At 59.0% G+C, this 24,009-nt stretch carries 24 protein-coding genes; 14 read left to right on the forward strand and 10 right to left on the reverse strand.

From position 1 onward, the window contains the following. Position 1: 1 nt before the first annotated feature. From V8V93_RS18245 to V8V93_RS18265, 5 genes are all read right to left on the reverse strand, one after another. Positions 2–379 (reverse strand): hypothetical protein, encoded by a 378-nt coding sequence (locus V8V93_RS18245; RefSeq protein WP_338668061.1) that lies wholly within the window; start codon positions 377–379, stop codon positions 2–4. After that, the gene (locus tag V8V93_RS18250; protein WP_319583473.1) at positions 330–611 is read right to left on the reverse strand and encodes a hypothetical protein; all 282 of its coding nucleotides are present in this window, start codon (positions 609–611) and stop codon (positions 330–332) included. Before V8V93_RS18250 ends, V8V93_RS18245 begins: the two co-directional genes overlap by 50 nt. 206 nt (positions 612–817) lie before the next feature. Next, positions 818–1,081: a hypothetical protein gene (locus tag V8V93_RS18255; RefSeq protein ID WP_338668062.1), complete on the reverse strand. Its 264-nt coding sequence runs from the start codon at positions 1,079–1,081 to the stop codon at positions 818–820. An 11-nt stretch (positions 1,082–1,092) separates the two neighbouring features. After that, positions 1,093–1,320, reverse strand: a complete 228-nt coding sequence (locus V8V93_RS18260; protein WP_338668063.1) for a hypothetical protein — start codon at positions 1,318–1,320, stop codon at positions 1,093–1,095. 431 nt (positions 1,321–1,751) lie between these two features. Continuing rightward, positions 1,752–2,120: a hypothetical protein gene (locus V8V93_RS18265; RefSeq protein WP_338668064.1), complete on the reverse strand. Its 369-nt coding sequence runs from the start codon at positions 2,118–2,120 to the stop codon at positions 1,752–1,754. Positions 2,121–2,300: 180 nt separating this feature from the next. Here V8V93_RS18265 and V8V93_RS18270 point away from each other — a divergent pair, with 180 nt between their 5' ends. Beyond that, on the forward strand, positions 2,301–2,972 hold the full coding sequence (locus V8V93_RS18270; protein WP_338668065.1) for a recombinase family protein: 672 nt from the start codon (positions 2,301–2,303) through the stop codon (positions 2,970–2,972). Between the two features lie 37 nt (positions 2,973–3,009). Here the strand turns inward: V8V93_RS18270 and V8V93_RS18275 are convergent, their stop codons facing one another. The 5 genes from V8V93_RS18275 to V8V93_RS18295 form a co-directional block, all read right to left on the reverse strand. Then, positions 3,010–3,636: a hypothetical protein gene (locus tag V8V93_RS18275; RefSeq protein WP_338668066.1), complete on the reverse strand. Its 627-nt coding sequence runs from the start codon at positions 3,634–3,636 to the stop codon at positions 3,010–3,012. A 44-nt stretch (positions 3,637–3,680) separates the two neighbouring features. Beyond that, on the reverse strand, positions 3,681–4,736 hold the full coding sequence (locus tag V8V93_RS18280) for a hypothetical protein (protein ID WP_338668067.1): 1,056 nt from the start codon (positions 4,734–4,736) through the stop codon (positions 3,681–3,683). Positions 4,737–5,349: 613 nt separating this feature from the next. Next, a complete protein-coding gene (locus tag V8V93_RS18285) occupies positions 5,350–6,057 on the reverse strand; it encodes a hypothetical protein (protein ID WP_338668068.1) in 708 nt (235 codons plus the stop codon). 812 nt (positions 6,058–6,869) lie between these two features. Beyond that, positions 6,870–8,993 carry a Tex family protein gene (locus V8V93_RS18290; RefSeq protein ID WP_338668069.1) on the reverse strand — a complete coding sequence of 708 codons (2,124 nt, stop codon included), beginning with the start codon at positions 8,991–8,993 and terminating at the stop codon, positions 6,870–6,872. 501 nt (positions 8,994–9,494) lie between these two features. Beyond that, entirely contained in the window at positions 9,495–9,860 is a 366-nt protein-coding gene (locus V8V93_RS18295) for a CGGC domain-containing protein (protein WP_338668070.1), read from the reverse strand. Positions 9,861–10,257: 397 nt separating this feature from the next. On the opposite strand from V8V93_RS18295, the gene V8V93_RS18300 reads away from it, so the two are divergent. The 13 genes from V8V93_RS18300 to V8V93_RS18360 all read left to right on the forward strand — a co-directional run bounded on the left by V8V93_RS18300 (position 10,258) and on the right by V8V93_RS18360 (position 23,943). Then, entirely contained in the window at positions 10,258–10,446 is a 189-nt protein-coding gene (locus V8V93_RS18300; RefSeq protein WP_319583426.1) for a hypothetical protein, read from the forward strand. Positions 10,447–11,011: 565 nt separating this feature from the next. Next, complete coding sequence (hmcA, locus tag V8V93_RS18305; protein ID WP_338668071.1) at positions 11,012–12,592, forward strand: sulfate respiration complex hexadecaheme cytochrome HmcA; 1,581 nt, start codon at positions 11,012–11,014, stop codon at positions 12,590–12,592. Positions 12,593–12,607: 15 nt separating this feature from the next. After that, positions 12,608–13,663 carry a sulfate respiration complex iron-sulfur protein HmcB gene (gene hmcB, locus V8V93_RS18310; RefSeq protein WP_338668072.1) on the forward strand — a complete coding sequence of 352 codons (1,056 nt, stop codon included), beginning with the start codon at positions 12,608–12,610 and terminating at the stop codon, positions 13,661–13,663. Then, positions 13,664–14,839: a sulfate respiration complex protein HmcC gene (gene hmcC, locus V8V93_RS18315; protein WP_338668073.1), complete on the forward strand. Its 1,176-nt coding sequence runs from the start codon at positions 13,664–13,666 to the stop codon at positions 14,837–14,839. Positions 14,840–14,848: 9 nt separating this feature from the next. Further along, complete coding sequence (hmcD, locus tag V8V93_RS18320) at positions 14,849–14,980, forward strand: sulfate respiration complex protein HmcD (RefSeq protein WP_071544730.1); 132 nt, start codon at positions 14,849–14,851, stop codon at positions 14,978–14,980. Between the two features lie 54 nt (positions 14,981–15,034). After that, on the forward strand, positions 15,035–15,712 hold the full coding sequence (hmcE, locus tag V8V93_RS18325) for a sulfate respiration complex protein HmcE (RefSeq protein WP_338668076.1): 678 nt from the start codon (positions 15,035–15,037) through the stop codon (positions 15,710–15,712). A gap of 33 nt (positions 15,713–15,745) precedes the next feature. After that, complete coding sequence (gene hmcF, locus V8V93_RS18330) at positions 15,746–17,137, forward strand: sulfate respiration complex iron-sulfur protein HmcF (protein ID WP_338668077.1); 1,392 nt, start codon at positions 15,746–15,748, stop codon at positions 17,135–17,137. A gap of 35 nt (positions 17,138–17,172) precedes the next feature. Beyond that, positions 17,173–18,066 carry a universal stress protein gene (locus tag V8V93_RS18335; protein ID WP_338668078.1) on the forward strand — a complete coding sequence of 298 codons (894 nt, stop codon included), beginning with the start codon at positions 17,173–17,175 and terminating at the stop codon, positions 18,064–18,066. Positions 18,067–18,200: 134 nt separating this feature from the next. Continuing rightward, positions 18,201–18,554, forward strand: a complete 354-nt coding sequence (divK, locus tag V8V93_RS18340; RefSeq protein WP_338668079.1) for a DVU0259 family response regulator domain-containing protein — start codon at positions 18,201–18,203, stop codon at positions 18,552–18,554. A gap of 144 nt (positions 18,555–18,698) precedes the next feature. After that, positions 18,699–19,055 carry a DVU0259 family response regulator domain-containing protein gene (gene divK, locus V8V93_RS18345; RefSeq protein WP_071544735.1) on the forward strand — a complete coding sequence of 119 codons (357 nt, stop codon included), beginning with the start codon at positions 18,699–18,701 and terminating at the stop codon, positions 19,053–19,055. A gap of 85 nt (positions 19,056–19,140) precedes the next feature. After that, the gene (locus V8V93_RS18350) at positions 19,141–21,066 is read left to right on the forward strand and encodes a response regulator (RefSeq protein WP_338668080.1); all 1,926 of its coding nucleotides are present in this window, start codon (positions 19,141–19,143) and stop codon (positions 21,064–21,066) included. A 132-nt stretch (positions 21,067–21,198) separates the two neighbouring features. Then, entirely contained in the window at positions 21,199–21,642 is a 444-nt protein-coding gene (locus V8V93_RS18355; RefSeq protein ID WP_338668081.1) for an RrF2 family transcriptional regulator, read from the forward strand. 36 nt (positions 21,643–21,678) lie between these two features. After that, positions 21,679–23,943 (forward strand): PAS domain-containing protein, encoded by a 2,265-nt coding sequence (locus V8V93_RS18360; RefSeq protein WP_338668082.1) that lies wholly within the window; start codon positions 21,679–21,681, stop codon positions 23,941–23,943. The last annotated feature ends 66 nt before the right edge of the window (positions 23,944–24,009 follow it).

Below are 24,009 nucleotides of genomic sequence, written 5' to 3' on the forward strand. Positions count from 1 at the left end.
ATTATTTCCCCTCCGGGAAGAGAAGTTTGTATGCCGCCCGATAGACGGCAGAGTGATTACCGCCGAAGCGGCGTTTCAGTGCTTCAATGAGCTTCCCGACTTGGTCGAGGTTCATTGAGGCGGGGACACAAAAAAGGCGAAGTATCCCTGAAAGCAGGAGCACTTCGCCTTGGTTGATCATTTGGATCAACTCGGCTGGATCATCTGGTAGGTCTACTGGTCTCAGGTGGACATCGACAGGGTCGTAGTCTTGCGCGTTCTGGACAAGATCATGGTCAACCGAGACACACTGCCAGACGAACATCGGGGGCTGATTCTTGATTACGAGTTCATTGCAGTCCTTCTGCAATTTCCGCAATTTCATCGTCATTTCCGACATGAGTCTGGCCCTCCTTGAGCATTGCGATTTGGGCTTCCAATTCCTCGATGGAGCGAACAGTCTTGATCTTCTCCATCATCGAGAACATCTCGCGCAGGACGTAGGTGTACTTGCTTCCGTCGTTCACGGGGATTTCGGCATTTCGCATCAGCCTGTAGATTTTCCCGACCTCGGCTGCTACATTATCCAGTGTGGATAGGTCGGGTCTGTAGCGGGTTTTCTTCGTGGGCATTGTGTTTGCTCCTGTGTGCTGGGATGGGGCAAAACCGGGGGTAAGGGGTCAAAAATTTTGGGCGACACGCGGTGCCCTGCTTCCTGCGGCTCCTTACCACGAGGGGGAGTAACGGCGATTGTCTTGCGGTTCTAGGCTTCTCGATCAAGCGAACCATGCACGACCACAGCTACTCTTGCCCCCAGCACTATCTATACTGCTGGTGCCTACTCGGCTTTCCCAAGCAATTCGTTCAGCGACCTCTGAGACCGCTTTCTTTCGGCTTCATGCAGATACGCCCTGACCTGATGTTCGAAGGTTTGGGGGTTATCAATGTAGAAACCAGCCAACCCCTTTTCCCATAGGGGTAACATCTCATTCAGAGCAGCCAGAACAAGGCGGCTAAACGGTGCGCCGGTCTGTTCGGCAACCCTGCTTACCCTGTTGTACATCTGGGTGGGCAAGGTAATGTGTTTGCTCGTACTTTCCATAGGTGATCCTCCTAGTGATCGAGTTTCTCAGCTTGCATGCCGAAGGCCATCGCAGCGACAGCACCTTTGTGCGGGTCGTCTGCTGTGACGGCATCAAGTGTCTTTTTCATGTCGAGAATTGCCAGATTCACAACCGCGTTCTTCGAGACTCCATAAGTCATCGCAAAACCGTCGATAAACTGGATCGTTTCCGGCTTAAGCCGGTACGTCTTGTTCCTTGGCCTGTGTAGACTGTTCATAATACCTCCAGTCAGTTTGCAGAGTGCAATACTCCGAGCCAAATGAAGAAGGGCAGCCCTCTTGTAGGACTGCCCTTTCTCGTACCCGGAGCACCGCATGGAATTTTCGTTTGTTACATAAGCTTTATACTCTTGAGGCCTCCGCTTTTCCACGGGGCGGGAATCACACTGCCCAGATTGTGTTGGCAACCGTGGCTTTGCGAGGCAAAAAAATATTTTCATTTCCCCGGCGATTTGCCCCGTAAAATACTGACTCGACTGGGGCGATCGGAAGGCCGTTTTCGTCTCGGCCACACAATACTACTCGCACCAGCAACAGTTTTTTCCACGGGACAAACACAAAAAAGCCCTAGAACCGTTGCGGCTCTAGGGGAAAAAAATTTGAATTAGGGGGGGGCTTTGCGGCCTCTGGGCGTAGTCACCCAACTCCATCAAGGCTTGTAGGGAATCCCAAAATCAACGGCCAGAGCCTTCTCAATGCTCTTCATATTCGACTGCCGCTTGTCTTCTGCGGTTGCCTCTGGCTGTTGATCGACTACGGAAGCGCCTTCTGTATGAGCCTTGGCTAAGTCCACCGCCTCCCGATATGTCTTTGCGATCATCAGCCGCACGACTTCCGATTGCGATGTATTCGGAGACGCGGCCTTCACCGCCTCCATGATCTGCCGGAACTGCCCTGCCGCCTCACCTCCCAGCGTCACTTTGAGAGTACGCCCACCGGCTTCCTTGATACTCTCGCGATGCTTCTTTTGACGAGCAGCGGCTTTCTGTCTCTGTTCCCGTTTGGTCTGCCTTGCCACTTTGTTCACTCCGTTACGGCTCACGTATTAATTGACATCACGCATCACACAATTACCAGCGTTACGAATCACGGTCAACAATGCGTTACGGATCACGCTTGACAAATACTTCAAACAGAGCTTATCAAATCTCCTAACGAACGTAAGCGAATTTGGTAACAGCCAACAAGGACGATTCCCATGAACGGCAACTTCATATCCTACCTCAGAGTCTCGACGCAAAAGCAAGGTCGCTCAGGTCTGGGCATTGAGGCTCAACGCGAAGCCGTGACCAACTATCTCAACGGAGGCAACTGGGAGCTTCTTGGAGAGTTTGTGGAAGTCGAATCCGGCAAGAAGGCTGACCGCAAGGAGCTTGCCAAGGCTCTTGAGCGTTGCCAGCTCACAGGGGCCACTCTCGTTATCGCCAAGCTCGACCGGCTTTCTCGTGATGCTCACTTTCTGCTCGGCCTTGAAAAGAGCCGTGTGAGCTTTGTCTGCGCCGATATGCCGGATGCGAACAATTTCACCGTAGGCATCATGGCACTCGTCGCCCAGCAGGAACGCGAGATGATCTCCAAACGGACTAGGGAAGCTCTGGCTGCAGCGAAGGCTCGTGGCGTCAAGCTGGGCTGTCCTAACGGGGCTGCTCACCTTCGCCAGTACGGCAATGAGCTTGGGGTGAAGGCAATAAAGGCCAATGCCGATGCACTCGCCGAGTCTCTGCGGGCTACGGTGGAGAAGATCAAAGAAGGTGGGACAACATCTTTTTCTGGGATCGCGAAGGAGTTGAACGCCCAGAAGATCAAAACCGCACGTGGCGGAAAGTGGCACCCTTCCAGCGTAAAGAGGTTGCTGGAGCGACTGGGGTAAGCGTCATTCACAATCTCTCTTTGGAGATGGACAGCAGCTAAACAACAACTTGGAAAGCAGCATCATCAATTTTCATAATCCGTGCTCTTGGGTTCCAATACAGTTTGCCTAGCGTTTTGAGTTCATGCGTCATGATGCTTTCTGGAGATACACTTCTTCCTGTTATACTTGCTATTGCATAATCTCTTTCATCAGCCACAATTGTCCCATATTGAAAAATATCACATGCGTAGTAATGGTGTTCATATCTGCCAAATCCAAATAGACACGATTCGCCAACACTTTGCAGCACAATATCCAAGTCAGAATTGTTCGCTTTCAGCTTACCCGTCCAGTTTCTGGATAAGTAAAGATGGCAACATCTGATAGATATATCTACAAGCTCACCGACTCTACATAGAGAATGCCACTCTTTATGGCACTCGACGTATCTTGAATACTGTTCTCTTTCGTACTTTAAAAAGCCTTCATATCCACCTTTGTCACCAAAATAGTATTGAAACCTTTCGCTTGATGGGTTGTCAGCATCCCAGTATTCAATCTGATTTTCTAGGTAACTTTTCCATGTTTGTGGAGATTGTTCATTGAAACTCTTCAACTTCCATTTACTACCAAGCTCCGTAGACAATTCCTCCCAGACAACTTTTTTTGATTCCAGTGCCATGTCTCCTCCACTGTTGTGCTTTTACTTCACACCCATACGACCAATCACGTGGAATGCGTCTTCTCATGTTCCACTATCGATTCCATTATCCTCCGAAACTTATCTGCAATCTCTGGAATGCAATCATGGTTCTTGGGCATTGTGAAATAGACCATTTGCTCTTCTTCCTTCAGGTGTGCCAACGAGTCGTTTTCGGGGGCATCAGTTACGCATACAACTATCCCGCACCCACCAGCTAGTCGGCGGCACAATGTCTCAGCCAATTTCCCTTGCGTTTTTCCATCATGAATAACCAGTAATCTGCCCGGATAGAGCAGTTTGTATTTTTCGAGGCGGGAATTCATGAGGTCCCATCCTTCTGTCTTGAAGTCATAGTCATTAAGGATAGCGGAGAACGCATCCAGTACACGCCCATGCAACTCATACTCATTCGTATTCAAGTCTGAAAATGACACCAGGTGGTAGGTGATGTTTCGCCACACTTTCCAGCCAATTGCCTCTGGGGTTAACTCATCTTCGGAATAGATCAGGTGAAGAAATCTTGCGCCGATCTGGGACAGGGACTGCTTGCCTTCCGCAGCCTCAAGGATGTGCATATCTATTAATTTTGGCAGGCAGTATGTGTGAGCCGAGACGTTAATAGCGGATGTCCCTTTAACGTCGAAATTGTGATACACATACATTTTTCTCACAGCTTCAATGTCATACGAGGTCAACTCTCGAACCGTCTTTAGTAAATGGAGTTTTTCATTTTTACCAATGTTCTCCGTTGCGAAAGACACGAACATTCTGGAGTAGTAGTCTGCCTTTTCGTCTTCGTCATCTCGGATCATGGACTCTATCAGCCGAGTGTAGTCCTCAATAACCTCTTCATCAAAAGAAATAGGTTCAATGTCATCGCTGAGGAGTCGCTTGGAGAAATCAGTGATCCGCTTTTTTGCTTGTTGGTTCTTCAATTCCGCTGCGCGATCCATGCATATTTGAAGAATCGTATATCCGACAGCCAAGCCCGGCCCCACGCCCGGTATTATCGCCAAAGCACCTGTAGCAACGGTTTCAGCCATTTTGCGAGACATTTGGAGGTTGACAAATTTTTCCATTTACTACCTCACGGCCTTGAGTTGTTCGAAATATCTATTTCAGATAGACGTATAATATGTCCGTCATGATGTTCGATCAAGACCCTTTTCTCTTGGTTTTTGCTATAGCAGAGCGAGCAGTTGCTTCGGTGAGTTGCTGAAAAATAGACCCTCGGACAGCTTCTTTTGGCTCCAGTTGTACTTTGATAAGTATTTTAAACCAAAGAAAAAACCTATTACGGCTCAAGGAGCACGCTTGGAAAACGTGTGCGGGGGAAACTCAGCTGGAGGTTCTAATCCCCTCCTCTCCGCCTAGTTATTCAACCCCCCTCAACCGAGGGGCTCTTCATTTCTGCACCCTCTTTATTTTCGGCATCACCTGCCAGCCCTTACCAGCCCTCGAAAAACTGCACCTTGATTTTGGTCCATTTTTGGTCCATTTTGACCAAAATTCGACGTTTTCCGGCTTTGCAAAAACCGGATCATTTCGTTGGTAACACGGTGGAACAACTGGTGAATCTCACCAATGTGTGGCAGTGATGTCACGGGCAGGTTCGACTCCTGTACGCTTCCGCCAATCGATCACAAGGGCCTGTCATACAGGCCTTTTCCTTTTCAAACCCGCCCAAGGAAATCATCGCACAGCCTTTAGCGCTGAAATTGATTTCATCCGCTCGATAATCAACGGCACTCTTGCCTGGCTAGCAGCGTCACCGGGGAGATGCCCCGGCAACGCATCAAGAAAATCATCGTCACTCAACAAGGTGTCGAATTGGTCTGCAAGATAATATTGCACCTCAATATCAGCTCCGGCCACATCATCCACGATTTCCAAGCGGCCATCGAGAACAGCAATAAAATCTTCCATATCATGACTCGCCATGTAGTCACCGCCACCGCGACCATGAAATGCTTCCAGCTTCGTTGCCAAAAAATAGGCAGGGCTTACGAAACGCAAACGCACCCCATCAATGGAACGTTCATGCGCATACCGAACGGCATTGGGATACCAGCGGTTAGCGAATCCCAGTATTTCTGGTTTTGTTGGCATAACATCAAGAATAATGGGATGATGCCTCCAACGGCAAATAACCTTGGACTCCATATCCTCCATGAAGCCTCTGGCCCTCAACGCATCTTGGAGCCGGTAGAGTTCACCTGTTGTCGTAAGCTCGACTATTACGTCGACGTCTAGCGTCGGTCGCACATTTGGTGTCGCAGGGTCGGTCAACAGGAGGCCTGTGGCGGCTCCACCAACGAAAACACATTGCCCTGCCAAGTCTCCCAGCAAGAGTGCGACCTCGACCACTCGATCGACAGCTTGATATTTATCGCGATTCATCTTTCCGTATTAATTTCAAGAGGATCACTTCCGCAAGCTTCAGGTCGCGCGCCCGCCCAATACGGATGGCATCCAACACTCCCAGAGCATGGTAAAGTCGTTCATCCATGGCAACCATATCGGGAACAGTCTTATATAACGGAGACAATTCCATACCCCGGCACTGCCCCTCGGGATGAGGCCATACAAAGATATCGTCCCCCGACACAGCCAAGTCTTTTCCCAACACAGGAACCGCGTGTGCCGTGGGTATACCACGAGTCACGGGCCCAATTACCGGGGGATATGCATACTTGACCCCATGGATCAAGAACTCCTCCAAGGCCCTGCGGATCGGACGTTTTCTATTGGAATCGAACAACCGGGACTGCACAGCTCTTTTAACCCCAGCGTGGACTTCAGAAGGACTCATATACAATTCGTACGCGAGTCGATTGTAGGACCAGTCATATGGGGTTGGCTGCACTGCCATCTTCACCAAGATTACGACGTCTTGTGGTTTCAACATACCCATTCTTTATTCGCGAATCGCGAATAGCGCAAGGAAAAAGTCGCTCGATTTCAACGGCGGCTTTAGAAAAGGATGGGTAGGTACCGGTCGTGCCGGCCACGGCAGCGCAATAGCGGAAAAATCAACTATGCCGAATTGATGGGGGGAGGCAGCAAAGCGTCCTGCACGACATACTCCTGTACGCTTCCGCCAATCGTCAACCAAAAGAGACAGTCTGGAGACTGTCTCTTTTCTTTTCAAGCAATGGTCCCCGCACCAGGCACGCCTGCGCACGGACCACACGACGTGTCCAACAAAGGGATTATCCATTTTTCATGCTCAACCCGATTCGCCGTCGCTGAACATCCACACTGAGCACGGTAACTTCCACCTCTTTGCCGGCAGCCACGACGTCGGAAGGGTCACGGACAAAACCGTCCGAGAGCTGGCTGATATGCACCAGGCCGTCCTGATGAACACCGATATCGACGAAGGCACCGAACTTGGTGACGTTGGTGACGATGCCGGGCAGCCGCATGCCCTCGTGAAGATCCTTGATGTCGTTCACCCCTTCGGCAAAGGAAAACACGCTGAACTCGGCTCGCGGATCACGGCCGGGCTTGGCCAGCTCACTCATGATGTCTCGAAGGGTCGGCAGGCCGACCTCATCGGAAACATAGGACTTGATGTCCACACGGGTTCGGGAGTCCTCATCCGTAACCAGTTCGGAAACAGAGCACCCCGCGTCCCTGGCCATCTTTTTCACCAGATCATATCGCTCGGGGTGGACGGCACTGCCGTCGAGAATCTCCTTGCCCTTGACACGGAGGAAGCCGGCGGCCTGCTCAAAGGCTTTGGGGCCAAGCCGAGGCACTTTGAGCAACTCGCGCCGTGACGAAAACGATCCATTTCCCTCTCGGTAAGCCACGATATTCTCAGCCAATACCGGTCCAAGACCAGAGACATGGGTGAGCAGCTCGACGCTGGCGGTGTTAAGGTCTATGCCGACCGAGTTGACGCACCGCTCCACAACGTCGTCAAGTCCCTTTTTCAAAGCGGTCTGATCGACGTCGTGCTGGTACTGTCCCACCCCGATCGATTTGGGATCAATCTTGACCAGTTCGGCCAGCGGGTCCATGAGCCTGCGGCCGATGGAAACGGAGCCGCGCACCGTGAGATCAAGATCCGGGAACTCACGCCTGGCCACTTCGGAGGCCGAGTAGATGGAGGCGCCGGACTCGTTGACCAAGACGATGGGAATACCAAGACCAAGCCCACGCACGAAGGCCTCGGTCTCGCGTCCTGCCGTGCCGTTGCCTATCGCTATGGCTTCGACGTCATATCGTGAACAAAGATTGCCGAGTATGTGCGCCGCGTCGGTCTGCTGTTTCCTTGAGCCGGTCGGATAGATCGTGGTATGATCCTGAAGTGCGCCCTGGGCGTCGAGAACGGTAAGCTTGGCACCCGTTCGGAAGCCGGGATCAAGAGCCAGTACACGCTTCTGGCCAAGAGGCGCCGCAAGCAACAACTCGCGCAAGTTCGAGGCAAATACGCCAATGGCCTCGGCATCCGCCCGCTTCTTGATTTCTGCACGGACCTCGTTTTCAATGGAGGGGCGCAGAAGGCGTTTGTAGCAGTCTTCAAGGGCCCGTTCGACCTCCTGGGCATCGGGGCCGGAACCGTGGACCAGATCACGAACCAGCAGACCCACGCCTTCCTCATCCGCCGGTCGCAAGGAGAGCCGGAGAACCTTTTCCTTCTCTCCCCGGAACATGGCCAAGGCCCGATGTCCCGGGACACGCACAAGCGGCTCATCCCACTCGAACCAATCCCGGAACTTCTGCCCTTCTTCCATCATCTTCTTGATGACCTTAGATTGGAAGCGGCCACGCTTCACGAACAGGACGCGGAGGGCTCCACGTATCTTGGATTGCTCGCTGACATCTTCCGCGATGATGTCCCGTGCGCCGGCAAGGGCGGTCTCGACGTCGGGGACACCCTTGTCAGCGTCAACAAAGCATTTCGCCTCCAATTGGGGGGTAACGCCCACCTGCTTGAAGATCAACTTCGCCAAAGGAGCCAGGCCGCGTTCCTTGGCAATGCTCGCGCGTGTCTGCCGTTTGGGGCGGTGCGGAAGATAGAGATCCTCAAGGATCGTCTTGTCCCTGGCGTTCTCGATGGCGATTTTGAGTTCATCAGTGAGAAGATCGCGTTCGGCCAAGGAGGAAAGGATGGCGTCGCGGCGCTTATCCAGTTCGGCCAACTCGGTGAGCCGGTCACGGACTTTGCCTACGGCCACTTCGTCCATGCTGCCCGTGGCTTCCTTGCGATAGCGAGAGATGAAAGGAACCGTGGCCCCTTCGTCGAGGAGCGAGGCCACGGCCTTTACATGCTTGTCGGAGAGCGCCAGTTCTTGCGAGATGCGCTGGATATGTTTGGCATTCAAGCTTTTATTCCTGTTTTTTTAAATAGATGACTGATTGTCTCTTCACCTGGGCAGGGTCCATGCCCAACGAATCGGCACACTCTCTATCACGGCCTCCTTGTCTGCGCCACCGTCCAGGGGGCTTCCCGTATATTGCCCTCCATACCACCCTGACCGTTTCCGTCCCGGATTCTGAATCGCCCTTGCCAAGCGGACGATTTTGGTCATCCCGGCCGTGGCGGCACGAACGGGGAACAAGAAAAATCATCCACGACAAATGAATGAGAGACAACCTCGGAAGCACACCCTCCACCGGCTCCCGTACGCTTCCGCCGATCGATCACAAGGCAAAGTGCGAACAAGCGCCTGCCCGTCAAGAGAAGGACAGACGCCCGTGCGCAGGCCCGGACCCGTTGCGCGGCATCGGGCCTGGGGACGGCGGCGGTCGGGCCGGGTTCCGGCGGCCAGGGAGGTGGTCCCTCCCCCCGACCGCCGTTCGGATTTGAAATGGCTTGGGCCCGCTCAGGCCCAGATCTTCTCGGGCATGTAGGGGTGGGTGCCTTCGATGACCGGCAGGCCGGACTTGGCCTGTATCTTGGTGATGACGTCGTCGGCGTGCGTACAGTGGTCGGACAGGCACGGGCCGATGTGGATGACGGTGGGCTGCTCCTTCAGGGGCACGTTCCAGAGCTTGACCTGGGCCAGCCGCTGGACGATGGACGCGCCGGGGCACCCGCCGCAGTTGAGGATGCCCAGGACCTCGGCCTCCTGGTCCTTGTAGCGCTCGAACTGGCCTTCGCGCCGGTTGAAGGCCACCAGGCAGCGGGAACAGCCGATGCAGACGTCGTCCATGGTATTGCGGCATCCGATGATGAGAATCTTTTCCATGCGAACCTCCTGTGGGTAGTTGTCCCTCCTCATTGTTTCATTTGAACGATTGCGTCAATATTCATACTGCATCGGGAATAAATACCGGCCCCAGAAGTCCGAAAACGGGTGACTGCGGGGGCATGGATGACGTATAAAAACGAGTCTCCCGAAGACAGGCCCGGCCACCTTCGCCGGGCTCCGCGCTTCCGTTGCGCCCTTCTCATGGCGATCGGCTGCCTCTTTGGCGAGCGAATCTGCACACCTCGTCGGAGATGTGCAAAAACGGGTAGTTTTTTTTCGACTTCGGCAATGATGAAAATATGTTGCACAAGCTTGAAAGGAGCCCAAAGTTGTGGTGGACTGCCTAGCATGTCGGTGCTAGGTTTCATCCCCCGGCAAGATTGGAGGTCTTTCGATGTTCAGTTTATTCACCAATTATAAAAAAGCGGCCATGAAATTTCTCTCCCAACACCAGGTTGGTCAACGGCTCTTCTCCACCGGGGACGGTGGTCGAAAAATGCGCTTCCTGCGTGAAAAGGGCTATGTGGTCTCCGAGCGCGTCTCGGAAAACCGCTGGGTCCACGAAATCGTGAAAAAGCCCTAGCCCCGCTCCCCCCTCCGGCCGGCGGAGCCGACCCCGCGGCCGGCCCCGTCTTCTTCCTTTCCCGCACCGCCCCACGGCGACCGGACACTCCCTTCCCACGGAAGGGACTCTTCTCCTTCGTCCCCGTTTCCGATCCGGTACTCCACTTTTTTCCGTGCCGGTATCGGGCATGTGAATTTTCTCGCAAACCCTTTGCCCGCCCTGGCCTCGGCGCCTGTCCTGAGAATGATTTTCAAATAACCTACTCAGCCGGTTCCCAATCTATTTCATATAGTTGTATCAAAATTAAGAACAGTTCCCACCTCGCATTTTCTGCTTGACGTATCCCTGACATCTAACATACCGGGCAGGTAGGTATTAAAACCTCGTGGTTGAGTAGGTATTTTAACCCACCCAACCGGGAGGAGTTTAAGACCGGATTTTCGCGCGGCGGGAGATGCCGCGCTTGGGGGGCCGGAGGTTTCCGGAAACGGGACCAGGGGAACGGGCCGAAAGGCCGGTTCATTGCCATCAACGCTTTTGAGAAAGGGATCGACACATGGCAAACGGTAAACGGATACTGCGATTGACTGCCATCGTGATCGCGCTGGCCGGGGTGCTCGGCTTCCAGTTGGAAGCCATGGGCATGTTCGACACGGCGAACGAGGCCGCCGGGAAACCGGACGTGATCATGATCGACACCATCGCCAAGCTGGAGTCACTCGAACAACCGGCGGTCGTGTTCCGCCACGACCTGCACACCAAGGCCCTGAAGGATCAGGGCATGAGCTGCGCATCCTGCCACAAGAAGGACGCCAAGGGGAACCTGACCCTGGCCTTCGACCGGCTGGAGGGCGAGGACCGGGCCGGGTTGTCCGCGTCCGGGCTCAAGGACATGTATCACGACAACTGCATCTCTTGCCACGTCAAGAGCGAGGAGAAGGGCTTCAAGACCGGTCCCAAAACCGGCGAATGCCGCAGTTGCCACCAGGAACGGCCCGAAGCGGCCGACCGCGTCCCGGCGGGTATGGACAACATGCTCCACTTCGTCCACTGGGACTCCAAGGTCATCCCGTCCGATCCGGGCAAGGAGACCAACTGCGGCGCCTGCCACAAGAAGGCCGGCGAAGAGGACAGTTGGCGCTTCTCGGAAGCGGCCAAGACCGAGCCCCTCAAGGACGTCTTTCACAGCCAGTGCGTGACCTGCCATGAGAGCCTGATCGAGAAGAAGGCCGACCGCTCCGGCCCGGTGCAGTGCGCCGGTTGCCACGGCGAAAAGGAAACCGCCGAGCGCGCGGTGGAGCTGGCCAAGAACCTGAAGGCCATGGGCGGCACCTTGCCGCGCCTGCCGCGCAAGCAGCCCGACGCCGTGCTCCTGGCCCCCGAGGCCAAGCCCGGCGCCGCCGACCTGAAGCCCACGGGCATGGCCCCGGTGGCCTTCGACCACAAGCTGCACGAGGCCCAGGCCGATTCCTGCCTGACCTGCCACAAGGACGGCGTCAACGCCAAGCTGGACGCCTCCTATGAGGCCCTGCACGACGTGAGCGACCCGGCCACCTGCGTGGGCTGCCATGCCCAGGCCCAGAAGAAGCCCCAGTGTGCCGGCTGCCACGAGGCCCGCCCGGCCGCCAAGGTCCTGTCCAAGGACTCCTGCGCCACCTGCCACAACGTCGGCGTCGGCGAGAAGTCCGGCATGATGTCCATGATGGCCACCGCGCCCGCGGACCCGGTCACCATGAGCAAGGAAGAAAAGCAGGCCGAGGCCGCCAGGGTCATCGCGGCCCGTCCCCGGACCCAGGCCATGGTCCCGGAAAAGGACATCCCCGAGTTCGTGACCATCGGCGCGCTGGCCGACCAGTACCGACCGAGCAAGATGCCCCACCGCAAGATCGTCATGAGCCTGTACAAGGGCATGCAGGGCGACAAGCTGGCCGCGACCTTCCACGCGACCCCCGAGGCCGTGTGCGCAGGTTGCCACCACAACGCCCCTGCCACCCTGACGCCGCCCAAGTGCGCCTCCTGCCACGGCAAGCCCTTCGAGACCGAAGGCAGGCCGGGGCTCAAGGCCGCCTACCACGGCCAGTGCATGACGTGTCACAAGGAAATGAAGCTCGAAAAGCCCGCCGCCACCAACTGCGTCGCGTGCCACGAGAAGAAAACCAACTAGCCGAAGGAGACATTGATGTTACGCAGAACCTTCCTCGGATTGTTGGGTGCCGCGGGCGCGAGCGCAGCGCTGGCCAAGCCGACCCAGGCCGGAAACAAGCACTTCGGCCCGCACCCCGACACCCACGGCGTGCTCTTTGACGCGACCCGCTGCATCGGCTGCCGCCAGTGCGAGCTGGCCTGCAACGAGGTCAACGAGCTGCCCGCACCCGATAAGCCGTTCGACGATCTGACCGTGCTCGACACCGAGCGCCGGACCGACGAAAAGACCTTTACCGTGGTCAACAAGTACCAGACCTCCCTGGGTCCGGTCTTCCGCAAGAACCAGTGCAACCACTGCCTGGAGCCGGCCTGCGCCTCGGCCTGCTTCGTGCGGGCCTTCAAGAAGCAGCCCAACGGCGCGGTGACCTACGACGCCTCCGTGTGCGTCGGCTGCCGCTACTGCATGGTGGCCTGCCCGTTCTCGATCCCGGCCTACGAATACAACGAACCGCTGACCCCCCGGGTCCGCAAGTGCACCATGTGCTACCCCCGCCTTGTCGAGGGCAAGCTCCCCGGCTGTGTGGAGCGCTGTCCCAAGGAGGCGTTGACCTTCGGCCTGCGGGCGGACCTCATCCAGATCGCCCGCAAGCGCATCGAGACCTACCCCGACCGCTACGTGGACCACATCTACGGCGAGCACGAGATGGGCGGTACCAGCTGGATGTACCTGTCCGGCGTGCCCTTTACCGAGCTCGGCATGCGCGAGGACCTCGGCACCAGTTCGGCCCCTGAACTGACCGCCGGACCCCTGGCCGCCGTGCCCATGGTGGTCGGCCTGTGGCCCGTGCTGCTGGGCGGCATCTACGCCGTCAGCAAGCGCAACGCCAAGGTCGCCAACGACGAGCGCGTCAAGGCCGTCAAGGACGCCCTGACCAAGGCGGGCGAAGAGGCCGAGAAGAAACTCCACCAGGAGCTGGGCAAGGCCGAGCAGGCCAGCCAGCGGCGCATCGAGGTCGAAGTCAAGAAGGCCGTCGAAGAGGCGCTCGCTCCCAAGGAAGAGGACGCCGGAAGCAACGAGGAGGAGTCCTAGATGTCTGTCGAAACCACTGCGGTCGCGAAGAAGTCCCTCTTCACGCCGTTCAATCTTATCGCAACGGTCATTCTCATCGCCGGGCTGGTGGTCACGGTGATGCGCTTCACTAGCGGCCTGGGGGCCGTCACCAACCTGGACCAGAACAACCCGTGGGGGATCTGGATCGGCTTCGACCTGATGTGCGGCGTCGCCCTGGCCGCGGGCGGGTACACCACCTCCGCCGCCTGCTACCTCTTCGGACTGAAAAAATACCACGCCGGGGTCCGCCCGGCCATCCTGACCGCCTTTCTGGGCTACGCCCTGGTGGTCTTCGCCCTGGGCTACGACGTCGGCCGTCCCTGGCGGCTGCCCTACCCCATCTTCGTCCAGCAGGGCACCACGTCCCTGCTCTTCGAGGTGGGCCTGTGCGTCATGCTCTACCTGACCGTGCTGTTCATCGAGTTCACGCCCGCCCTGTTCGAGTGGCTGGGTATGAAGAAGATCCGCAACATCGTGGTCAAGATGACCCTGGCCCTGACCATCCTGGGCGTGGTCCTGTCCACGCTGCACCAGTCTTCCCTGGGCGCGCTGTTCACCATCGCCCCCTCGAAGCTGCACCCGCTGTGGTACTCCCAGTATCTCCCGGTGTTCTTCTTCGTGTCGAGCATCTGCGCGGGCATGTCCATGGTCATCTTCGAGGGCACCCTCTCCCACAAGCCCATGCACCACTTGATGGACAAGGAGTACCTGGACAACCACGACGGCCTGATCCTGGGTTTCGGCAAGGCCGCTTCCCTCGTGCTGTTCGGGTACTTCGCCATCAAGCTCATCGGCCTGGCCTACGACAACAACTGGCATTACCTGACCACCGGCTACGGCGCCTGGTACCTGGTCGAGATGCTCGGTTTCGTGGCCCTGCCGTCCTTCCTGTACGCCGTGGGCGTGCGGGACAAGAATCTGACCGTGATCCGCTGGGCCGCCGGACTGACCGTGCTCGGCATCATCGTCAACCGGTTCAACATCTCCATGGTCGCCTTCAACTGGCAGCTCCCGGCCGCGCAGCGGTACTTCCCGAGCTGGGGCGAGATCACCATCTCCCTGTTCGTGGTGACCATCGGCGTGCTGGTCTTCCGGTTCATCTGCACCCGGATGCCCATCTTCTACGAGCATCCCGACTACAAGGGCGAACACTAGGAGGTTGCCATGGAATTCTACACGCTCCAAGACTACTACACGTTCACCAAGGGGACCATCTACCTGATCATGGGCGGCATCCTCGTGGCGGCGACCCTGTACTGGCGCTTCCTGATGGGCGGCAACAAGAAGGACGACTAGCCGCTAAGGCCATCGTTTAAAAATTAACGATATGACTATCAAGGAGAAGCGGAAATGTACGATTTCCTGACCGGGCCCATGCTCTGGCTGACGTTTGCCGTCAGCTTCGGCGGCCTGCTCGTTCGCGCCGTGATGTATGTCAAGGGCCTCAGTTGGCAGCTCGACCGCGTGGCGTACCGTCCCAATATGAAATACGGCATCCGGGGGGGCATCCGCTCCATCGTGGCCTTCATCATCCCGTTCAAGGCCCGGCTGTGGCAGACCCGCCCCGGCTTCACCCTCATCTTCTTCGCCTTCCACATCGGGCTGCTGGTCACCCCGATCTTCCTGGCGGCACACAACGTGATGCTCCAGAACGCCTTCGGGTTCAGCCTGCCCGCCCTGCCCACCGGGGTGGCCGACGGCCTGGCCTGGATCTGCCTGGTGGGCGGCCTGTTCCTGATCCTCAGGCGCATCGCTTTCCCCGAGGTGCGGATCATCACCACCTTCTACGACTACCTGCTGCTGGTCATCTCGGTGATGCCGTTCATCACCGGCCTGATCGCCCGGTACGAGATGGGGGACTACAACTTCTGGCTGGCCGCCCACATCCTGAGCGGCGAAATCTGGCTCCTGGCCCTGCCCTTCACCAAGCTCAGCCACGTGGTGCTGTTCTTCATGTCCCGCATGCAGTTGGGCATGGACTACGGCATCAAGCGCGGCGGCATGAAGGGCACGGACATGGCCTGGTAACCGGGCTTTAGCCTTACATTACGGAGAACCGAAATGCCTGAAGGAAAATTCTGCAACAAGACGCCCATCAACACCGAGGAACAGCTCAAGGCGACCCTCGGCGACAAGGGCGGCAAGCAATACTACGAAGAGATGAACCAACTGGACGTGGACTCGGACAAGCTCTGGGCCTCCATCCAGAAGACCATGAAGTCCAGGACCAAGACCTGGCTCGAAATCTGTGCCCACTGCGGCCTGTGCGCAGAAAGCTGCTTCCTGTACCAGGTCAACGGCCGGGTGCCCGAACAGGTCCCGTCCTACAAGATCCAGTCCACCCTCGGGGTGATGGTCAAGAAAAAGGGCAAGGTCGACAACGCGTTCATGCAGATGTGCATGGAGACCGCCTGGTCCAAGTGCACCTGCTGCAACCGCTGCGGCATGTACTGCCCCCTCGGCATCGACATGGGCGTGATGTTCAGCTACCTGCGCGGCCTGCTCTACTCCCAGGGCTTCGTGCCGTGGGAGCTCAAGATCGGCTCCGGCATGCACCGCGTGTACCGCGCCCAGATGGACGTGACCACCGAAGACTGGGTCGAGACCTGCGAGTGGATGGCCGAGGAAAACGAAGAGGACTGGCCGGGTCTGGAAATCCCCGTGGACAAGGTCGGCGCGGACATCATGTACACCTGCAACGCCCGCGAGCCCAAGCACTACCCCGAGGACATCGCCGAAGCGGCCATCCTCTTCCACGTGGCGGGCGAGAACTGGACCGTGCCCTCCGAGGGCTGGGAGCAGACCTCCCTGTCCATGTTCGCCGGCGACTGGGAGTGCTGCAAGGACAACGTCCTGAACGTCTACGCCGCCCTGGAGCGCCTCAAGCCCAAGCGGGCCATCGGCACCGAATGCGGCCACGCGCACCGCGCCACGGTCATCGAGGGCCCCTACTGGGCGGGCCGTCCCGACGGACAGCCCCCGGTCCCCTACATCCACTACGTGGAGTGGCTGGCCGAGGCCCTGCGTACCGGCAAGCTCAAGATCGACCCGACCAAGCGGATCAAGGAACCGGTCACCCTGCAGGACTCCTGCAACTACGTGCGCAACCAGGGGCTGAAGGACGTCACCCGCGAGATCCTGAGCTACATCGTGGAGCCCGGTTACTTCGTGGAGATGGCCCCAAACAAGGAGCACAACTACTGCTGCGGCGGCGGTGGCGGATTCAACGGCATCGGCAAGTACCGCGAGCAGCGCAACGTGGCCCTGCGCAAGAAGATGGAGCAGATCCTCGACACCGGCTGCAAGCTGGTCATCGCGCCCTGCCACAACTGCTGGGACGCCATCCGCGACCTGGAGGAAGAGTACAAGATCGGCATCCGCTGGTCCTTCCTCAAGCCCCTGGTCATCGGCATGCTCGACGTGCCCAAGCACCTGCTCCCCCCCGAGGAATAGACCGGAGACCGTGTAACCAAAGGACGAGGTGATCTATGTTCAAGAAGATTCTACTGGCGACCAGCGGTGCTCCGTCCACCTTCGGCGCCGCGCGGGTGGCCTTCGACATGGCCAAACGTTACGGGGCCGAGGTGGTGGTGTTCAACGTCATGGGCGTGCCCACCAAGGCCTTTTCCCAGGTGGTCAACGACGTGCGCACCGGCGAGGAGATCGAGGTCGACGACGAATACCGCGCCTGGGTGGAGGAGGAACTCAAATCCACCTTCGAGAAGCAGATCGAGTCGGTCGAGTACGCCAAGATCGTGACCACCACGGGCGTGCCCAGCCGCGAGATCCTGCGCGCCGCGCGGGCCGAGGACGCGGACCTGATCGTCATGGGCGCGAGCTCCGGCGATTCGTCCGCCTACCGCAAGGGCTACCCCGGCTCCACGCTCCAGCGCGTGGCCAAGGCTGCCCGCTGCCCGGTCATGACCGTGCACCGCGAGACCGCCTCCTACTGGGGCGGGTTCGGCAACATCGTGTTCGCCACCGACTTCTCCAAGCAGGCGGAGAACGCCTTCAAGTTCGCCCTCAATTCGGCCAAGGAACTGGGCTGCGACCTGACCCTGTTCCATGCCCTGGACATCAGCGGCAAGGTCCTGGACCAGAACGACATCGAGGACAAGCTCATCGCGGCCAGGGCCCGCATCCGCGAGACCTACGGCCCGCTCATGGGCGACTTCAAGGACTTCGACATCGAGGTCTGGGAGGGCGTGCCCTACGTGGAAATCGTCAAAATCGCCCGCGAGCGGTCCGCCGACCTGATCGTCCTGGCGCACCACTCCCGCGAGCTCGACCCGGAGCTGGCGTCCATCGGGTCCACCCTGGAGCAGGTCATCCTGCGCGCCGGGTGCCCGGTGGTCAGCGTGAGCAAGCCGGACAAGGTCTAGAAAAGAAGAGCGGCGCGCCCGGTGTGTGCCGGGCGCGCCTTGAAAAATATAAATGCCGCAGCCGGCCTTGGCGGGAGCGACTGCGGCAAATCAAGAATCAAGCGAATTGATTCGTGAGTACCAGGAGGAACGTTATGTCCAAGAAGATTCTCATCGTCGACGACGACCAGGAAATCCGTTCGTATCTGTCCGAACTGCTCGGCGACAACGGGTATGAAACCGTGACCGCCAATGACGGCGCCGAGGCCGTGGATATCGCCAAGAGCGAAAAGCCCGACCTGATCACGCTGGACCTGGAAATGCCCAATGAGTGGGGTCCGAGGTTCTACCGCAAGATCAGCCAGGACGATGCGCTCAAGCGCACTCCGGTGGTGGTCATCAGCGGGCTCAACGCGATCCAGTACGCTATTCCCAAGGCGATCGCAAGTCTTACCAAGCCTTTTGAACCCACGCAGTTGCTGAAGATCGTCAAGGACGCCATCGGCTAGCGGCCCCACGGGTTGGTTTTTTGCCGGCCCGCGGATCGGCGTCGATCCGCGGGCCCGATTTTCCGACTTGAACTCGCGCGCGGGTTGAGTATACGTTGCAGGCGTTGCGGGGCACCCCCCGCCACTTGAAACCAGGTTGAGCTCATGCCAAAGAAAATCATGGTGGTGGACGACGATCCGGACATCGTCGATTACCTCATCAGCGTATTCGAAGACCACGGGTACGACACCTGCCGCGCTTCCGACGGGATTTCCGCCTATGAGGTGGCCATGGCCGAAAAGCCGGACCTCATTACGCTGGACATCGAAATGCCCCACGAATGGGGACCGCGTTTCTACCGTCGGCTTACCAGTGAGAAGGAGTTCTCCGACATTCCGGTGATCGTCATCAGCGGGCTGTCGGGTATCCATCTGGCCATTCGGCGGGCCGTGGCGACCATCAAGAAGCCCTTTGACCCGGCGGATGTGATCCAGATCGTACGAGAGGCACTGGGCGAATAGCCCGGTCCGCAATCCTGGACTGAGGAGAGAGAGCCCGCTGGAAAGCGCCCGGGCGGCCGGCGGCAAGACTCTCCCGGAGGGTGAGATGGATTTCAAACGACTGTTGCTCGTGGATGACGAGGAAGGCGTCCGCCGGTTCCTCGGCCTCTCGCTGATGGACCTGGGCTACGAAGTGCAAACCGCCGCCAACGGCCAGGAGGCCCTGGAGGTCTTCGACGCCTTCCGGCCCAACATCGTCTTCACCGACATCAAGATGCCCGTCATGGACGGCATCGACCTGCTCCGGGCCATCAAGGAGCGCTCCCCGGATACCGAGGTGGTCATGATCACCGGCCACGGGGACATGGACCTGGCCATCGAATCCCTCAAGTTCGACGCCTCGGACTTCATCACCAAGCCGATCAACAACGATGTCCTGGAGGTCTCGCTCGAACGCGCCCGCGAACGCTACAGCATGAAGCTGCAACTGCGGGAGTACACCGAAAACCTGGAGAAACTGGTCGAGGAAAAGACCGACCGCATCGTCGAACTGGAACGCCAGAACGCCGCCTGCCAGGTGGTCCAGGGGCTGTCCTCGGCCCTGTCCGACGCGGCGCAAGAGGTCGAGACCGGGTACGGGGTGTTCAACGAACTGCCCTGCCTGGTGTCCATCCACAACCGCTACCTCGAAATCGTGGCCCACAACCGTCTGTTCGAGGAGCGCCTCGGCAACCAGGTGGGCAACAACAGCTTCGACATCTACTCCGACCGCACCTCGCCGGGCAACGCCTGCCCGGTGCAACGCACCTTCGAGACGGGCAAGGGCCAGCGCAGCAAGGAAAATTTCCTGACCAAGGACGGCGAGGAGATCCCGGTCACGGTCTACACCGCGCCCCTGCCCAACAAGGACGGCGAGATCGAACTGGTCCTGGACATCTCCGTGGACATGACCGAGCTCAAGCGCCTCCAGGACGAACTCTACACCACCCAGTACAAATACCAGCGCCTGTTCGACGAGGCCCCCTGCTATATCACCGTGCAGGACGCGGACCTGAACATCGTCGAGGCCAACCGGCTGTTCAAGCGGGATTTCGGCGAGGTCGAGGGGCACTTCTGCTTCGAGGCCTACAAGCACCGCAGCGAGCCCTGCGAGGGGTGCCTGGTGGACAAGACCCTGCTGGACGGCGAATCCCGCCAGCGGGAGACCGTGGTGACCACCCTGACCGGCGAGCAGAAGCACATGCTCGTCCAGGCCGCGCCCCTGCACGACGCCTCGGGCCGCATCTTCCAGGCCATGGAATTGTCCACGGACATCACCGAGATCCGCAAGCTCCAGGACCACCTGACCTCGCTGGGCATTATGCTCGGGTCCATGTCCCACGGCGTCAAGGGCATGCTGACCTCGCTGGACGGCGGCATCTACCGGCTGGAATCGGGCCTGAAAAAGGGCGACCACGAGCGCGTGGAAGCGGCCACCAAGACCCTCAAATCCATGATCGGCCGGGTCAAGAAGATGGTCCTGGACATCCTCTACTACGCCAAGTCCCGCGAGCTCGAAACCGAGGCCGTGGACGCGTCCAAATTCCTCACGGACACGGCGGACGTGGGCGCGGCGCGGGCGGCGGCAAACAAGGTGGAATTCGTCCGCGACATCCCGGACGATCTGGGGACCATGCAGGCCGACACCGCGGCCTTGTCCGCGGCCCTGGTCAACTTCCTGGAAAACGGCGTGGATGCCTGCGAAGGCAGGGAGGACGGCCGCCTGACCCTGTCGGCCGAACGCACGGCCGCCGGATTGGTCATCACCGTGTCGGACAACGGCATGGGCATGGACCACGAGACGCGGGACAAAATCTTCACCCTGTTCTTCTCGTCCAAGGGCAAGCGGGGCACGGGCATCGGGCTGTTCATCTCCAACCAGACCATCGAGCAGCACGGCGGGTCCATCCGGGTGAAGTCCGCCCCGCACCAGGGCTCGACCTTCGTCATCACCCTGCCCGACCGGGCCGGGCGGCCGGGAGCCGGGCAATAGTGGGCCGGCAACGGCCACGGGCCGGGGAAGCCGGTCCGGATACGGCCGTCGATTGATTGTCGCGCTGTTTTTCCCTATGCTTGCGGGACACGCGCCGGGCGCCCACCATTTTCACCGCCGGGGACAAAGACCATGAAACTGACCACACGCAGCCGATACGGCACCCGTTTGCTCCTGGACATCGCCCTGCACTCCAAGAACGGCAGCCCGGTCCCGAGCAAGGATACCGCCGAGCGCGAGAAGCTGTCCCTGAAGTACCTCGAAAAACTGATCAAGATGCTCAAGCAGGCGGGCTACGTGAAAGGCAAGCGCGGGCCCAACGGCGGCAACATCCTGGTCCGCGAGCCCGAAGACATCTCCATCGGCGAGGTGGCCCGCATCCTGGACGGCGAGGAGCAGGTCCTGGGCTGCGAGGGCGACCCGTCCACCTGCCCGCGCGCGGCCGTCTGCCTCAAGCGCTCCATCTGGGACGACGCCTCCCTGGCCATGTACAAGATGCTCGACTCCTATTCCCTGGCCGACCTGATGAAGGACGCCTACCTGTGTCCCGAGAATCCGCCCAAGAGCGACGGCTAGCCCGACCTGCCCAGCCGCCCAGAGGAAGGTGAGAAGGTGCTGAAGCGCTTCCGCGAGAGCCTGATCGCGAAGATGATCCTGTCGGGCGGGGTGACGCTCATCCTGTGCATCTTCCTGTGGACCGGGTTCAACGTCTATTACTTCAAGAACAATGTGGTCTCCAACGTCATGTCCGACATCGAGATGGTCTCGGACACGATCATGCTCGCCCTGCACTACGCCATGATGCTCGACAATGAAGAGGACATCAAAGAGAACATCAACAACATCGCCAAGCAGGAAGAGATCGAGAACATCCGGGTCTACAACAAGGAGGGGCGCATCGTCTTCTCCAACATCCCGGGCGAGATCGGCACGGTCATCGGCCAGGAGACCCCGGCCTGCCGGGCCTGCCACCAATACACGCCGCCGCCCCCGGCCCTGCCCCTGTCCAAGCGCACCCGGATGATCGAATCGAACGGCCGCCAGCTCATGGCCATCATGACCCCCATCGCCAACTCCGAGGGGTGCTCGCCCGGCCCCTGCCACGTCCACTCCAAGGACGAACAGGTCCTCGGCCTGCTGGACGTGACCGTGAACATGGACGCCAAGAACGCCATGATCCGGATGTTCGAGCGGGCCAACATGGGCATCTCCGTGGTCGTGTTCGCGGCCACCTTCCTGGCCCTGTTCGCCTTCACCTACCGGTTCATCTTCCGGCCCATAAAGCGGCTGATCACCGCCACGCGCGGCATCAGCGGCGAGGCCGACTACACGGACATCGACATCGAGCAGGTGGATGAGATCGGCACCCTGGGCCAGGCCTTCAACATGATGGGCCGCCGTGTGGCCGACAAGCACCGCGAACTGCTCGACCAGCGCGAGGAATACCGCAACCTGTTCGACAACGTGCCCTGCCTGGTCTCGGTGGTCGACACCGACTACCGGGTCATCCGCCACAACTCGGCCTACGAGCGGCACTTCGGCCTGCCCGACGGCAAGCGGTGCTGGCAGGTGAACAAGGGGCGCCTGGAAAAATGCGAGGTCTGCCCCGTGGACCGGACCCTGCGCGACGGCAAGTCGCATATGTCCGAGGAGTCGGGCATGTCCAAGGACGGCCACCCGATCCACTGGATCGTGTACACCTCCCCGGTGCGCAACGAGAAGGGCGAAGTGGTGGCCGCCATGGAGATGATGGTCGACATCACCCACCGCCGGGAGTTGGAATCCAAGCTGGCCGCGTCCGAGCACCGCTACCACGCCATCTTCGACTCCATCCCCAACGCGGTCTTCGTCCTGGACCGCAACACGCTGGAGATCCTGAACTGCAACGAGTCCTCCCAGGAAATGTACGGCTGGGGCCAGCTCGAAATGCGCGGCCGCTCCTTCATGGACTTCTTCCGCGAAGACGAAGCCGGGGACTGGGAAGAGGCCGTGCGCTGCCAGTCCGAGATCGAACTGTGCACCCACGTGGACAAGTCCGGCAGGCCGTTCTTCGTATTCCTGAACATCTCGCCCGCCCGGTTCGAGGGGCGCGGCACGCTCATCGTCACCTGCACGGATGTAACCCGCAAGATCGAGGTCGAGCAGCAGCTCATCCAGGCCAGCAAGATGACCACGCTGGGCGAGATGAGCACGGGCGTGGCCCACGAGTTGAACCAGCCCCTGACCATCCTCCAGGCCATCTCCAACCTGCTCACGCACCGGGCCGAAAACGGCACCGAGATATCGCCGGAGATCATGCGCGAGATGGCCGAGGGCATCTCCACCCACGTGGACCGGGCGGCCAAGATCATCGAGCACATGCGCGAGTTCGGGCGCAAGTCCGACCTGCGGACCATGCCGGTGCAGATCAACGAGGTCCTGGAGCGCGGCTTCGAATTCTTCAGCCAGCAGTTGCAGGTGCACAACATCCGGGTGGTCTGGGAACTGGAGGAGAGCCTGCCCCTGATCATGGCCGACTCCAACCGGCTGGAGCAGGTGGTCATCAACCTCCTGCTCAACGCCCGGGACGCCATCGAGGACCGCTGGAAGGACGACAAGGCGGGCGCGGACAAGCGCATCCTGCTCCAGTCCTTCAGCACGCCCGAGCGCATCGTCTTCCGCATCTGCGACACGGGCGCGGGCATCCCCCCGGCCATCCGCGAACGGCTGTTCGAGCCCTTCTTCACCACCAAGATCGTGGGCAAGGGCACCGGGCTCGGCCTGTCCATCTCCTACGGCATCGTCACCGACTACGGCGGGAAGATCCGGGCCACCACCTGGGAGGAGGGCGGCGCCTGCTTCGAGATATCCTTCCCCAGGGCGGAGTGCGAACTGTAGACGAACTCTGACGCAAGATCGGCCGGGAATCGCTTCCCGGCCTTTTTTTCGCCCGATCTCCCGCCT

This window comes from Pseudodesulfovibrio sp. 5S69 (genome assembly GCF_037094465.1).
Lineage (GTDB): Bacteria > Desulfobacterota > Desulfovibrionia > Desulfovibrionales > Desulfovibrionaceae > Pseudodesulfovibrio > Pseudodesulfovibrio methanolicus.

Bases quoted from the DNA above. Each gene is read 5' to 3' on its own strand.
- hmcC (WP_338668073.1), top strand. From the start codon at position 13,664: ATGTCTGTCGAAACCACTGCGGTCGCGAAGAAGTCCCTCTTCACGCCG.
- V8V93_RS18260 (WP_338668063.1), bottom strand. From the start codon at position 1,320: ATGAACAGTCTACACAGGCCAAGGAACAAGACGTACCGGCTTAAGCCG.
- hmcD (WP_071544730.1), top strand. From the start codon at position 14,849: ATGGAATTCTACACGCTCCAAGACTACTACACGTTCACCAAGGGGACC.
- divK (WP_338668079.1), top strand. From the start codon at position 18,201: ATGTCCAAGAAGATTCTCATCGTCGACGACGACCAGGAAATCCGTTCG.
- divK (WP_071544735.1), top strand. From the start codon at position 18,699: ATGCCAAAGAAAATCATGGTGGTGGACGACGATCCGGACATCGTCGAT.
- V8V93_RS18355 (WP_338668081.1), top strand. From the start codon at position 21,199: ATGAAACTGACCACACGCAGCCGATACGGCACCCGTTTGCTCCTGGAC.
- V8V93_RS18250 (WP_319583473.1), bottom strand. From the start codon at position 611: ATGCCCACGAAGAAAACCCGCTACAGACCCGACCTATCCACACTGGAT.
- V8V93_RS18285 (WP_338668068.1), bottom strand. From the start codon at position 6,057: ATGAATCGCGATAAATATCAAGCTGTCGATCGAGTGGTCGAGGTCGCA.
- V8V93_RS18270 (WP_338668065.1), top strand. From the start codon at position 2,301: ATGAACGGCAACTTCATATCCTACCTCAGAGTCTCGACGCAAAAGCAA.
- V8V93_RS18245 (WP_338668061.1), bottom strand. From the start codon at position 379: ATGTCGGAAATGACGATGAAATTGCGGAAATTGCAGAAGGACTGCAAT.
- V8V93_RS18350 (WP_338668080.1), top strand. From the start codon at position 19,141: ATGGATTTCAAACGACTGTTGCTCGTGGATGACGAGGAAGGCGTCCGC.
- hmcE (WP_338668076.1), top strand. From the start codon at position 15,035: ATGTACGATTTCCTGACCGGGCCCATGCTCTGGCTGACGTTTGCCGTC.
- V8V93_RS18255 (WP_338668062.1), bottom strand. From the start codon at position 1,081: ATGGAAAGTACGAGCAAACACATTACCTTGCCCACCCAGATGTACAAC.
- V8V93_RS18275 (WP_338668066.1), bottom strand. From the start codon at position 3,636: ATGGCACTGGAATCAAAAAAAGTTGTCTGGGAGGAATTGTCTACGGAG.
- V8V93_RS18300 (WP_319583426.1), top strand. From the start codon at position 10,258: ATGTTCAGTTTATTCACCAATTATAAAAAAGCGGCCATGAAATTTCTC.
- V8V93_RS18280 (WP_338668067.1), bottom strand. From the start codon at position 4,736: ATGGAAAAATTTGTCAACCTCCAAATGTCTCGCAAAATGGCTGAAACC.
- hmcF (WP_338668077.1), top strand. From the start codon at position 15,746: ATGCCTGAAGGAAAATTCTGCAACAAGACGCCCATCAACACCGAGGAA.
- V8V93_RS18335 (WP_338668078.1), top strand. From the start codon at position 17,173: ATGTTCAAGAAGATTCTACTGGCGACCAGCGGTGCTCCGTCCACCTTC.
- hmcB (WP_338668072.1), top strand. From the start codon at position 12,608: ATGTTACGCAGAACCTTCCTCGGATTGTTGGGTGCCGCGGGCGCGAGC.
- V8V93_RS18295 (WP_338668070.1), bottom strand. From the start codon at position 9,860: ATGGAAAAGATTCTCATCATCGGATGCCGCAATACCATGGACGACGTC.